Genomic DNA, 13,040 nt, shown 5'->3' with positions numbered 1-13,040 from the left:
GCGGGACCGCTCTCCCCCAGCAGCGAGCGACAAGCGTTTGTCATTCTGAATACCCTTTTCGCGTGGCTGGTCAACGCGGGCTACCTGGCCGGCAATCCTCTGTCCCTATCGCGTCAGCGTGCACGAAAGACGAAGCCTCGCGTGACGCGCTTCCTCGAAGACGACCTCTGGCAGGCCGTCAAAATCTCGATCGACGCGATGCCACGTGACACCGCACGCGAGCAGGAACACTACGCACGCGTGCGCTGGCTGATCTCGCTCTTGTATCTGATGGGGCTGCGCATCTCGGAAGTCGTCAGCAATCCGATGGGGGGCTTTTTTAGACGGCGCGATCGCGACGGCCAGGATCGTTGGTGGCTGGCGATCACTGGCAAGGGCGACAAGGAACGCTTGCTGCCGGCGACGACGGAACTGATGGCGGAACTGAGCCGCTATCGCCGACACTACGGTCTTGCGGCGCTGCCCTATGGCGGTGAAACCACACCGCTGCTGTTGCCGATCGGTGGGGCACATCGGACGATGACCCGCGGTGCCGTGCACCTGATCATTAAACAAGTGTTCGAGAATGCGATCAACCATCTGCAGTCATCGGGCGAAGCGCGCGAGCGCGCAACAGAGCGATTGCGCCAGGCGTCTGCACATTGGCTGCGCCACACAACGGGCTCTCGCATGATGGATGGCCAAGTCGATCTGCGGTACGTGCGGGACAACCTCGGGCATACATCGATCTCGACCACCAGCCAATACCTGCACGCGGACGACGACGATCGGCATCGTGCAACGGAGGCCGGACTGAGACTCAACTGGTAGCAAGATGACTATCGATTCCAGGGTCTGCATTTGGCAAGTCAGTGACCGTTCACTGTGCGGCCGCTATTGCGCACAGCAAACGCCTCTAGTCTGCCCCTGAATGGACAGCGGTACATCTCTGCAACGGCCATCGGTTTGGTCGCAAGACTTCCGGTAACCATGAGAGTTGTGGCAGTGGTCTCTGAATATTCTTCATGGGTGCTCGTATGCCATTGCAGTGGCCCTATGTGCTGACCGGCGTCGATTGCCGCCGCATATGCGGCTTCCGAAAAAGGGCTGTTACTGGCGCTGCGTCGGCGCTTAGGCGATCACTGCCGCTTCGTCTGCCTCATGCGCCCACCGGACGTGGACGACGCGCACCGGCATGCCGTGCTCCGTGCAGTACGCAAGCCATCGGATCTGGTTGTCCTGCAGCCGGTCGCCGGGTCCCTTGACCTCGACCATTTCATAGCGTCGCTGCGCGGGCCAAAAACGGATCAAATCCGGAAAGCCCGTCCGGTTGGCACGGATGTCGCGCGTGAGGCGCGCGAACCACAGCTTGAGGTGCGCGGCCGGAATGCACAGCAACGCGTCTTCGAGCAGGGGCTCCGTCAGGAGCCGCCAGTGAACGAACGGCGACTGCAGGCCTGCTTTTTCGACGAAGGTTTTGTGGATCGCGTGCTGATAGCTGTCGTCATCAAGTCTCGCCAGGCATCGTTGGAATACTTCGCACCGGGCAGCGAAGAAGTTGGGCGAGTACAGATCGGCGGGGCCGCGCTGGAACGGATGGAAGAATGCACCGGGGACGCCTGCAAAAATGGCGTCCCAGCAGAGCAAGCCGAACAGCGAATTCAGCAGCGCGTTTTCCACGTAATAAACAGAGACTGCGTGGTCGTCGGGATGGCCGAGCGCGTCGCGAACGGCGATCTCGATGGGCACGTGTTCGGATGGGCGCGGGAGGACCAGATCGCCACGTTCCGGTGCGGCCGGCTTGCATACGGTTTCGTTGGCAAGGCCAAGCTTGCGGCGTAGGCGAGGCAGCATGCGCCGCAGTCGCTGAGCTTCTTCTTCGCTTTCAGGTGTGTGATGCGCGCCAAGTGCAAGGTTAAGGGCATCGCTATCTCGCCCGCACTGTTCGAGCACGCGCATGCGCCGATGCCGCGCGCCAGGATACGTGCAGTTCGCGTACGACGCCAGCGCAACCGTCCAGTCGCACTGGCGCTCGCACTGCAGCCCAATGCGGTACAAAAGCTTGTGCCGCCGCTGATCAAGCCAGTGCCGGGCGCAAGTCAGTTCTTCGATTTCCCGGATCATCGGCTCAAGCGGCGTTGTCTCGCCGGTGCTGGCCAATGCATCCAGCCGTTCGCGGCAGGCATGCACCGCGAGAAACACATCGACATCATCGCGGCTGCCGAATGCCCGCGATGACGGTTCAAGCGCCACGTGTTCATATCGGAAAACGCCCAGGTCCGCCAATACGAATTCGGACCAGCCCTGCCGCAGGTTGCCGAAGAACATGAGCCGCAACCGTTCGCATAAAGTGGTCACCGTGACGCGCAGCGCCTTGTCTTGCGCCTCGGGATGCCAGTGAGCATAGCTCCGTGCTGGACGGTCACAGCAGCGCAGTAGCGCCAGCAATTCGGGCTTACGCATGCCTCGAGCCCGCGATAAGCCGGGAATGATGACGGCGAGTTCGGCTTTGGTGTGCAGGTTGAAGATTTCATCGAGGGAGAGCAATGGGTTCGTGTCGACCCATCCCAGCGCCGCGAGAGGAGCGGCGGCCTCAAGTGCGCAGCCAATTTCGTCGTAAGCCAGCTTGCTCGCGCGAAAGAGAGGGCTCGTGCGCATCAGCATCCGAACCAGCAGCGCCCGCGATGCCAACGGCAGTCGGGGGAAGGCGAACAGAAAGGCACGCTCGTCGTCGCTCCAGAGATCGTCATAGCGCGCGGCGAGCCATTCGAGGACCATTTCGAAGTTCAGCAGGTAGTAGAAGCGCCGCTTCAAATTGGGCGGGGATGTTGGCGTGCGAGTTTCCATAAAGCTGTACATATATACAGTCCTTATGATAGCAGTACCGTCTGTCGAAGAAAACCTCGGCTTGCGCTCATGCGCGACGCTGGCTGCGGTCATTACGGTGCGACGGCACTCGCCAAAAGGCCGAAGTCGACCCAATTCGGACGGTCGAATTTCTACAAACCGGCCATTCGTTTGTAGGTGCGTGCAATCGGCTGCCAGACCGACGCTACAGCCGCCAGCCCCGGAGCTACTACTGGTTCATGAAGCCGGTTGTGCCTCAGGGAACTGCCATTTGCCGTTCAAGACTTCCGGTCGGGGCCGATAAAGCCGGACCATGTAATTCCATCCGGGCTCGATCGGCAGGCAGTTGACGACTTTGCTATCGCAGTCGCCGAACTGGACCTTGATCGAACCGTCAGCGTCTTTCTTCGCTGTGAGGTTATTGAGCGTATAGGCTGCTTGTTTGTTGGGCTGGTAGTAACCTTTGGCGTTATACACGCTCACGGACCAGAAGCCGTCGACCGGTACATCATTCGCGCGAAGCGTGTAGATGGTTTTCCCATCGTTGTGAGTCGGCGTTACGTTGAGATAGGTTGCATCCTTGTCGGGGTTTCCGCCCCATGCAGCAGCAGCGCCAATCAACCTGCGTACCGGATCAACCTCTTCCTTGGTGCCGAATGCGCCCCTGAAATCGGGGATCGTAGAACCGAGCACGAGCAAGGCATCACGCACTTTCTTCTGGCTAACAGGGTCCCACTTTGGAATGTCCAGACGGCCCGGCGCTGCCTGGCTCACCTTGATGCTATCTTGCAGCGCCTGAACTTGCTTTATGTCTTCTGGGCTAGCGGGATCGACCAGCGTACGTATTGCGGTGACAACGTAGCGCGTGCCAACGTTTTCATGAGTCAACGTATGAGCGCCCGCACCATAGAACACGTTCGGAACATAGTGATCTTCATTGATGATCTGCAACGCCATGAAGCGCTTGCCAGGATCAGGCATGGTGATGGTGACGGGGCCGGCATCAAGGTCGAAAACGCCTGATGTATAAAGCGTATCGCGGTTAAGCCGTATCACGGTCTGGTGTTCAATCGATGCAGGCTCGCGCCGGCTCAACATCTTGCCGAGCCCTCCCTGCTTCGCCAATGCAACAACATAGGTATCGGACTCGGCCCGAATGAAGTTGTCGACGGTTACGGGAACATCTGCCGCGGAGACAGTCTGCGGACAGACCAGGGCACTCGTAGCAATCGCGGCAGTCATGAGGCATGTGCAGGATAGTGCTGATTTCATGATGTATTCCTTAGTGTCACGGGAAAGGCCAAGACTGCACAGCGCACAGCGGCAAAGGGTCGCTCGATCCGACCGATATCAGAAACGCAGGCCTAGCGCAATCAAGCATGGTGGCATTCAGCCGGACGATCGGGTCGGCCGAGCGTGTAGATATGGTTTGCGGCAGCGATTCAATTCTGATATCGGTTGAAAAAATCAGAGCCTTCTTGCACTGACAACCTTTGCCGAAATCATATGAAATCGCGAACGCTGCCCGGGTTGTTCCCCACATGCCTGACGGCCTTGTGTCTCGCCGGTTGTGCAGTCGCGCCCCCGTCAAGTTACAAGATGACCACGCCTATTCCGCCGCAGATCACTACGCCAAGCGTTGTCGATACCCGACTTGGAAAACTGTCATTCTTTGACGGCGTGCCTGTTCCCGACACGGCGCAAAAGGTGTATGACAATCTCGATTTCTCGCGTGGCGTTGAGGCGTTCCTAAATGGCATTCCCGGCGCATCGCTCGTCGCGCTTCGTTCGGGATTGCGTGAAGCCGGTGCCGTTGGAAGTACGGTGGGGGTATTCGAGTCGCTGATGGATTCGAAATCGTTGTTCCTGACGGCGAACACAGAGACCGTGTATTTCTGGAACTGGATGGACCTGAAGGACGGCCCCGTGGTTGTGGAAACGCCTCCGAACATTCTCGGTGTCGTCGACGACTTCTGGTTCCGTTACGTCATCGACCTTGGCAACGCCGGTCCCGACAAAGGCAAAGGCGGCAAATACCTGTTCGTACCGCCCGGCTATACTGGAGCGCTCCCGGCATCGGGCTATCACATCGTCAAGTCTTCCACCTTCGGTAATCTCCTGTTTGGGCGCGCGTTCATGAAGAACGGCGATCCGCGGCCCGGCGTCGCAAGCCTCAAGACAAGCCTGCGCGTTTATCCGTTGTCCCAGGCAAGCTCGCCCCCAGCTACGCAATTCATCAACTTGTCCGGCCGCGTGATGAACACGATCCACGCCAACGACATCACGTTCTATCAAGAGGTGAATCAGATTATCCAGGAGGAGCCGGCCGGTGTGTACGGTCCCGATATGACTGGCCTGTTCGCATCGATCGGCATAAAGAAAGGGCTGCCTTTTGCGCCCGATGCTCGCATGACGAAGATCCTCTCGGATGCTGTTGCTGTCGGCAATGCTACCGCGCGCGCTATCGATTTTGCGAATCGCGACAAGAGCGTGCTGATCTATCCAGACAGACATTGGACCACGCCGTTCGTTGGTGGCAGTTATGAATGGTTAGACAACGGTGCAAGGAATTTCGATGCGCGAACCATGTTCTTCTACGCAGCAACGGTCGATACGCCTGCGATGGCCGTCGCCATGCCCGGCATAGGTTCGCAGTATGCTGCAGCCAACTATGATTCGGGGGGCCACCCTTTCGATGGTGCAAAAAACTATCGGCTGCATGTTCCGGCTGATGTGCCCGCCAAGGATTTCTGGTCTGTGGTTCTTTATGACACGCAAACCCGCTCGATGCTGCAGACGGACCAACCGTTTCCCAGCCTTTCGAGCGAGAAGGGCTTGCTGAAAAATGCGGATGGTTCGGTCGATTTGTACTTCGGACCGATCGCGCCGACTGGGCAGGAAAGCAACTGGGTGCAGACGATTCCAGGCAAAAGCTGGCTAACGATTTTCCGGCTTTACGGCCCGCTTGGGCCCTGGTTCGATAAGAGCTGGAAACTTAACGACATTGAAGAAACGGTCGGGAAATAGAGGCCCAGTGCGAGTGTCAACGTGTCGTCGGATCACTACATTATGTATGCGACTCTAGAACCCGTTTCAAGACTGGTTCTTTCTTGCTGTGACGCCTCGTTCGACACGGTTTCCTGTTGCGTCCGACGATTCCGGTAGGACGATTTCTCCAACAACCCCAAAGCGATACCAACAGATCGTCGACGATCTCGGTATGTGTTCTGAGCGTCCGCAACTGGCCGACTGCCGCCTGATGCGTTTCGCGTGTCCAAAAACTGACCAGCCGGGGCTTCGCTCAGTATGAGAATTCGAAATGCGATTCCTGCTGGATCACGTGTGCGATGGCGGCTCGATCGACCTGAAGCAATTGACGGAGAAAGTCGGGGCGAATCTCGATTTCAGACAGCCGTTGCCGAGAAAACCACGAGAACGTAAGGCGCTTGGCTGCCTCGCAGCCGTGATGCGAAACTGCCAAATCCAACAACGGCGACCCGGCTTCCAAGTGCGCAATAAGATAAAGGCCAATCTCATGATTTGGCCGTCCCTTATGGCTAAAGAAATTCTCGGCGACACAAAGCGTTTTCTCGACATGAACGGAAGCGCCAACTTCCTCCTGCATCTCACGAATGACCGTCTGTGCGGCATGTTCTCCGGGCTCGACCCGGCCCCCGGGAAGACACCAGAAATGGTCGCCCTCTACCTGATGCAGTAGCACATGTTCGTTGTGAAAGATCACGGCGGCGGCCCTCAAATTGAAACGATGACTTCCGCTGTCAAATGAAATCATGATCCTGAGTTCGAAGATTTGTGAGCTGCCATTTTATGCCGAGCATTGCTGTGCATGTGCCATTGGCGACGATCTTAGCCAGCAAGCCGATCGTCCGCACCTGGCCGGTTGCCGAAGTTCGTTCTATGCATAGAACTGGTGGAAAGCTTCGATCGACGCGGCTACGGAAAGCGGTTGTAGCGGGAAACATTGTGCAAGCTCATTCATGCTGGTCTGGTCGGTAAGCCGCCGAGTGAATAGCGCCACAGCGTCTTTCCTAATGTGCCCATGGCGGTTCAGAAATTGCCCCCAGAGGGGCATATTGCGGAACCTGTTTTCTGCCACCGTCGCCGTCGCGACGTAACACTCAGGAAATAACCGTCTATAGGCTGGCAAGTTGTATAGCCACGAGACCCCGGCTACTCGCCTGACCTCCCTGTGCTGTGAGCGGACGTGGTTTATAAGCGAAGTCAGCTCAGATAACCGGGAGGCCAAGCGCTCCTCGCTCAATGGAGCATAACGCTCCTCATCGGCGTTATGGAAATGAAGCCGAATTCGGTCCGAATCCTCAATAGCGTACGAGAAACATCCGAACGTCGCGACAACCGTTGCGGGCTGAACCCGATGGGGCAGATGACGGTAAAAGCGGTACGTCCAATCGCGTAGATCGGTCTCGCGCCCCAACCCTGCCACGTAAGCTGTCCAGACCGGACTATTGCTATCGAATTTTCGATCACCAACGAACCGCACGTACAGATTCGTGAAGTCAAGAAGAGCCACCGGCAACGCGATGGGTCCTAGCTCCGAGACTCTTCCGGCGAACTTGAGCTGAAGGTCAAAGAATTCCTTGGCGTAACTCATTCCGATTCCACCCGGTGAGACGTTTTCCTGTTGCGAGTTTAACAATTGTCGCCAATCCTCGGTCGGCTGCCGAATGTCCGAAAGTGGCCGGTCAGCGTCCGACGGCCGACCGGCTGGCAACTTTCAAACTTCGGTCTGTTCAGCCATTTCGAGCGCGTCGTCAACCTCTATACCGAGATATCGGACTGTACTTTCAAGTTTCGTATGACCAAGCAGCAATTGAACGGCCCTCAGGTTTTTCGTACGCCGGTAAATCAGTGACGCTTTAGTGCGACGCATCGTGTGCGTCCCGTAGGCCGTATCGTCAAGCCCGATCGACTTGACCCAACGATGAACGATCCGCGCGTACTGCCGGGTCGAGAGATGCGGCGAAGCGTGGATCCGACCCGCAAACAAATAATCAGATGGAGACAGGGCTGCGGCTTTGATCCAGGTTTCGAGGCTGTCGCGCGTCTGCTCCGTGATCTCGAATTGCACCGGCCGCTGAGTCTTCTGCTGCATTACGGTCGCCCTCGGTGCCACGCGAGTGCCTAGGCAGACGTCGCGCACGCGCAGTTTGGTCAGATCGCACGCACGCAGCTTGCTGTCGATCGCTAAATTGAACATCGCCAGATCGCGGGTTTTCGCCCCCAGTTGCAATCGAATCCGAATGGCCCAAATCTCCTTAAGCTTCAGCGGCGATTTTTGCCCGGTTAGCTTGTCTTTGTTCCACGGCACGCGCGCCGCGGAGTTGCTGGCAGTCGCTTCCATGACAAATCTCCTTTCAGGTAAAGGGAGAGTTAGTCTGCGCCGACTGCCGTTGGGCGATACCCGACCCATCGCGGTCACTCGAGGGATTGGTCCGAGCGACCGGAAGTCTACCGATTTCCGACAGCGCATTGTGCACGGCATCTGATCGCGGCGGCTGCCGGTAGAAACTGGAGATTGAAAAAAGAAAACAGGTTGCAGGTACTAACCGGACACGCCTTACAGATTTCTCGGGGCGAGACAGTTTGATTCCCGCTCACGTCCGCCACATAAGGCTTTTGCTCTGATTGCCGAACTGCGCAAACACAGGTTACGGGACAGCCGACACCCCTGCTCAGTCAATTGCGTGCCGATGCTGTGCTGGCGATGGGCGGCGGTGTACGATCATGGCGCGACGTTACCAACCGAGGGCACATGGACCTGTTCAGCGCCGCGCAAGACGGCATCCACTCGCTCTATCACTACCAATCGTTCAACGACCGGACCGCCGAGCGCCTTGAGCGGACGCTGCGGGAGCGAGCCATTCGCATGTCCAAGGCATCAGACTTCAATGACCCGTGGGACTGCAAGCCGTGGTTCGATCTTAGCCTTCTGGACGACCCGCATGAGCGCGAGCAGCACTTGCAATGGCTGGCACAAACGGCGACCATACCACCAGATGAAGTGGACGCGCTTCGGGCCAACCCGCAACAGCTAGCAGCGTACGTGGACCTGATCCACACGGGTCACGTACAGGCCATTGCCGACATATACCGAGTGTACTGCCTGCTGCCCGAGGCCGATCATCCACTGATGTGGGCGCACTACGGGGACAGTCACAAGGGCATCGCGCTGGAATTCGATGCACGGCACCAGCAGATTCAATGGGCGTATCGAGTCCACTACCGTGAGACGTATCCGCCGTACCGGCTGTACGAAGAAGCCGACAACGCTAACCTTGTGCCCATTTTCACGAAGTCCGACGTTTGGGCGTCTGAACGCGAGTACAGGATGGTTGCGGAGGAAAGGCAAAGGCCCCGCCCCATCATGTTGGAGACTCGCGATTCAATGCTACAGCTCGCGCAAGGCGCGCTGGTTGGCGTGGTTCTCGGATGTCAGTGCGACGAAGCCCGCACGCTTGATCTGATAGACCAGTTTGGCCCGGATCTGAGAGTGCGCCGAGCGAAGCGCATGACGAACAGGTACGCACTGGGGCTGGAGACGATCCGATAGTCCAATGAGATACCAACTATGAAGAACTTTCGGGAAATGATTGCTGGATATTTGGACAACAATCCGGAGTAAAGGAAAGCGCTTGCAGGTGCCAACATCGATCGGTGGCTTGTCGAAAACGCCGACAAGATGGTCGACAAATTCTCGAGTGAACTTGCTCAGGATTTAGATAGCAAACAACGCGAGTTTGTTGAAGACATTCATTCGGAGCTAGCTGGATTTCATAACAGGCTATTTGAGACTTGGCGTGCTCCGCTAACTCGGTTGGACTCCCTAATCGCAATGTGCATGGAGATCGGAAGCGAGATCAACGCCGAATATAGAACTGCAGGGAAATGCCCGCGTTCGTCGCGACGAAACATTACGATCCGGCTCCATACCCGCGCAGTCCAGATCGCGAAGGAAGTTTCTTGCTTGCTAAAGGGTGGATATGCCGATGGAGCAATGGCGCGCTGGAGATCGCTTCATGAAACGACCGTGATTCTGGCGTTTCTAAGTAGGCACGACGACGCACTTTCATCACGCTTCGTGGACTTTCAGGCAATCATCCGTTTAAAGGCTGCCACAGAATACAATCAACACCAAGCCGTGCTTGGTTTTGAGCGGTTTGACGAGGCACAGCTTGCACAATTTCAGAGCGAGCGCGATGCGATGCTTGCCAAGTACGGCCAACAGTTCGCAAGCGAGAACGGGTGGGCGGCCGACGTGCTCAAGCAGAAGAGAGTCACGTTCAAAGACATCGAAAAGTTTGTCGATCTGAGTTATCTCCGACCTCAGTATGGCTTCGCCAGCAAGAACGTCCATTCGGGTGTCGACAGCATCGGGTTCAAGCTCGCATTGTCGATGTCTAGTCAAGAAACCTTACTGGCTGGACCGTCCAATGAGGGGCTAATAGAGCCCATTCAATGCACAAGTTACTCCCTGATCATCGCGACCGGCGAGCTTATAGACACGGCTCCGAATGATGAGCGGTCGATTATGGAAGGGGTGCTGTGGCGTTGGCACGATAAGCTCAAGGCAGAGCTGATTGATGCGGAGGCTGCTCTTCGCCAACGCGGGAGTGGCGTCGACGATTGCGCCTAGAGCATTGTGAGCCACGTTGCTCCGCGCGCGAAACCGAGCCAGTTCATTGGCCTTTCGCGCGCGAATTCAGCGTCGGTATTTCGGAGGTGACCGGACGCTCACACGCGGCAGTCGAAAGGCCGTCTCTGGCCGATGACCGTCTCATGCTTGGTGGGTAAGAGCAGGATCGATCTCATTGTTAGTCAGTCCGAATGTCGCCATCCGAGCGCGATGATTTGGTGAGCCGAGATATGAGCGAAGTTGCCGGTTCACGGCATTTAATAGATCGCTGTTACTTCTGTTAAACGAGAAAGCTCCAAGCGGGAGCTCTTGCTGTCTGACGTTCCTTATCGGTTCGTGCTCCACGGCTTCGAGCACTGAGCCGCCGATTCGATCCGCAAGTATGCGATTTCCCAAAGCGGTGCTCGCATACGCATCGATCGCGCCCGAGCGAACCGCTTCAATAGCGTCGGCTTGGTGTTCGAAGATGGATATCCGGTCCTCGCTCACGCCTGATGCTCTCGCGGCGTCGTGTTGCACTTGCCCGGCAATGATTCCAAGGTGCGCGTCGCGACGTTCCGCGAGTGACGAATAGCTGTCGAGCGCTTTCGGATTTCCAGCCCGAACTAAGAAGCCGTCTCCGATCGCCCATACCGGCATGCTGAACGCGACCAATTGGGAACGTTCGGGCGTAACGAACAGCGGAACATTCATATCCCAGCGGCCGGCTTCGACACCGGGCAGTAGTTCACTGAACGTAGTCAGGCGATGCTCGATCCGTGTGACACCGATCGCGCGAAGCACCTCCTCAGCCAGATCAACGTCAGCACCAGTTGCGGTACCATCCGTTTTCGTCCAACCGAACGGTGGTTCGTCGATGTACGCAATCGTTACCTTCATCGCTGTGTCTCGAGAAATGGGGGTGGACTTCAATGTTTAGAGCCGATTGCCGACGATTCTACCTACATGCACGAACGTCGCTTATTGGCCGACCGCGGTCTAGCGCGATGCGGCGCGCTAGACCAGTTGTTTGCACATATGCTCTTCATCATAAAAACGATCTCCGACCTTCATGGCGCGAGGCTCCAAGCCGAACGTCTGAAAGCCGTGCGACGCGTAAAGCCTCTTTGCCGGCAGGTTCTCTGCATTGACGCAAAGCATCAGCTGGATGGCCTCCCACTGCTCGGTCGCGTGAGCTGTTGCTGCCGACAAAAGCGTTTGTGCGATTCCTCGTCCACGGTATGAAGGGTTGACAAACACGCCCCAAATCGTGGCCTTGTGATTCACCTGACACAGCGGTTCACGACGGACGCCCGTTATGCCGATCAGCACCTCGCTCTCAAACGCTCCGAAGACGGCCTGTGTCGGCGTTGAACGAATGCGAGCGGCGATCTCCTCACCGAGCGTGCCATTTCCTCCTGACGGGTAGGCCATATGGCGGTGGGGGCGTTATCAACGGCAAGAAGACGCAATGCTTTAAATTGCTCTGCATCGTGGGGATCTATTAGGCGGACAGTGACCATGCGATATAAGGGGATGACCAAAGAACGCTCACCGTACTCGATATCAACCACGCCGCGCAAGTTTTGACGGTCAGGCGTTTCGCCCACCCGCATAAGTCAAGTTGTCGACGATCTGGGCGAGGACGACGAAGGACTGCTGTTGGCCGAACGTCGCCTATCGGACCTCAACGGGGCTCAGGCAAGAACCGAGCTCGTCAGCCAATCGCGCGCTATCTTCGTGCATAAAGCTGGGCGCTCCAGCGTCGGGAAGTGTCCGCAACCCTGAAGCGACTCAAAGCGGGCATGTGGCATTAGCTGAGCGATGCGAGTCCCGACTTCGACAGGAACGAAGTGGTCCGCCTCGCCCCAGATCAGCAGCGTCGGAACCATGCTAGCAGCAGACAGCGTCGGCCAATGATCAGAGCGAGTCAGCGTTGCGTCAGACTGCCGTGCGAACGTGTCGGCGCCGGCATCTCGCGCCATCTGGACGAAGGTCGCTCGTGAAGCTAAGTCGTCAGCAGGGATGGCGTTATGTGCAAACTCCGCGATTACATTTTCGTGTTCGCCACGACGAATCCTGAGGCTGGTCGCTCGGACTATGCTTGGGTCCGGGTGAGTACCTGGCTGACAATTCATCAACCAGAGTCCGCGAACTCGCTCAGGCGCCCTTGCCAGTACTTCCATTGCAAGGCATCCACCATAAGCTGTCCCCGCCAGTACGAAGCTCCCGGATGTGGAAGCTAACAATGCGTCGGCGCTGTCGGCGAAAGTCTTCCTGTCCAACACGTGGACAGAGGGCGAAACGAGATCTTTCAGGCCATCAATCTGGTCGGTGTACAGTCTTCCGTCGCAGGGCATGGCAGGCAGGAAAATCATCGGCAGCGACATTCTCGATCACGATTCGTTGGCAGGAAAACAGTCTAACCGAGTAACGAGTCCGAACGTCTGAGAGTGGCCGAACATCGTCTCATGCAATCGGCATGTTTGACGTGCCTTTCCTAAACGATTCGATTCCCTGGAAGGGCCAACGACAGTCGTTGCGTGATTGCTTCGACGGC

The 13,040-nt window shown here is 57.2% G+C and carries 10 protein-coding genes and 1 pseudogene; 4 read left to right on the top strand and 7 right to left on the bottom strand.

Annotated features, from left to right (window positions below):
* On the top strand, positions 1-810 hold an 810-nt coding region (locus GSQ93_RS11410), incomplete at its 5' end, for a tyrosine-type recombinase/integrase (protein ID WP_158935753.1).
* A 300-nt stretch (positions 811-1,110) separates the two neighbouring features.
* On the opposite strand, the gene GSQ93_RS11405 is transcribed toward GSQ93_RS11410, so the two are convergent.
* The gene (locus tag GSQ93_RS11405) at positions 1,111-2,838 is read right to left on the bottom strand and encodes a VRR-NUC domain-containing protein (RefSeq protein ID WP_254073842.1); all 1,728 of its coding nucleotides are present in this window, start codon (positions 2,836-2,838) and stop codon (positions 1,111-1,113) included.
* 225 nt (positions 2,839-3,063) lie between these two features.
* Positions 3,064-4,098 (bottom strand): DUF1214 domain-containing protein, encoded by a 1,035-nt coding sequence (locus tag GSQ93_RS11400; RefSeq protein WP_158935752.1) that lies wholly within the window; start codon positions 4,096-4,098, stop codon positions 3,064-3,066.
* A 234-nt stretch (positions 4,099-4,332) separates the two neighbouring features.
* Here GSQ93_RS11400 and GSQ93_RS11395 point away from each other — a divergent pair, with 234 nt between their 5' ends.
* Entirely contained in the window at positions 4,333-5,853 is a 1,521-nt protein-coding gene (locus tag GSQ93_RS11395; protein WP_158935751.1) for a DUF1254 domain-containing protein, read from the top strand.
* A gap of 274 nt (positions 5,854-6,127) precedes the next feature.
* Here the strand turns inward: GSQ93_RS11395 and GSQ93_RS11390 are convergent, their stop codons facing one another.
* Entirely contained in the window at positions 6,128-6,619 is a 492-nt protein-coding gene (locus tag GSQ93_RS11390) for an NUDIX hydrolase (protein WP_121946677.1), read from the bottom strand.
* Between the two features lie 963 nt (positions 6,620-7,582).
* Complete coding sequence (locus GSQ93_RS11385) at positions 7,583-8,209, bottom strand: tyrosine-type recombinase/integrase (RefSeq protein WP_158935750.1); 627 nt, start codon at positions 8,207-8,209, stop codon at positions 7,583-7,585.
* A 411-nt stretch (positions 8,210-8,620) separates the two neighbouring features.
* Between GSQ93_RS11385 and GSQ93_RS11380 the strand changes: the two genes are divergently transcribed.
* Together GSQ93_RS11380 and GSQ93_RS11375 are read left to right on the top strand one after the other, a co-directional pair.
* On the top strand, positions 8,621-9,418 hold the full coding sequence (locus GSQ93_RS11380; protein ID WP_158935749.1) for a DUF2971 domain-containing protein: 798 nt from the start codon (positions 8,621-8,623) through the stop codon (positions 9,416-9,418).
* 129 nt (positions 9,419-9,547) lie between these two features.
* Entirely contained in the window at positions 9,548-10,501 is a 954-nt protein-coding gene (locus tag GSQ93_RS11375; protein WP_158935748.1) for a DUF5677 domain-containing protein, read from the top strand.
* Positions 10,502-10,642: 141 nt separating this feature from the next.
* Here GSQ93_RS11375 and GSQ93_RS11370 read toward each other — a convergent pair whose 3' ends face one another.
* The 3 genes and pseudogenes from GSQ93_RS11370 to GSQ93_RS11360 form a co-directional block, all read right to left on the bottom strand.
* The gene (locus GSQ93_RS11370; RefSeq protein WP_158935754.1) at positions 10,643-11,380 is read right to left on the bottom strand and encodes a transporter substrate-binding domain-containing protein; all 738 of its coding nucleotides are present in this window, start codon (positions 11,378-11,380) and stop codon (positions 10,643-10,645) included.
* Between the two features lie 117 nt (positions 11,381-11,497).
* A pseudogene (locus GSQ93_RS11365) lies at positions 11,498-12,003 on the bottom strand (GNAT family N-acetyltransferase).
* 174 nt (positions 12,004-12,177) lie between these two features.
* Positions 12,178-12,840, bottom strand: a complete 663-nt coding sequence (locus GSQ93_RS11360) for an alpha/beta fold hydrolase (protein ID WP_254073843.1) — start codon at positions 12,838-12,840, stop codon at positions 12,178-12,180.
* Positions 12,841-13,040: the final 200 nt, after the last annotated feature.

It is taken from the genome of Burkholderia sp. S171, assembly GCF_009766085.1.
In the GTDB taxonomy this organism is placed as follows: domain Bacteria; phylum Pseudomonadota; class Gammaproteobacteria; order Burkholderiales; family Burkholderiaceae; genus Caballeronia.
This window is presented reverse-complemented; position numbering and strand designations above follow the sequence as displayed.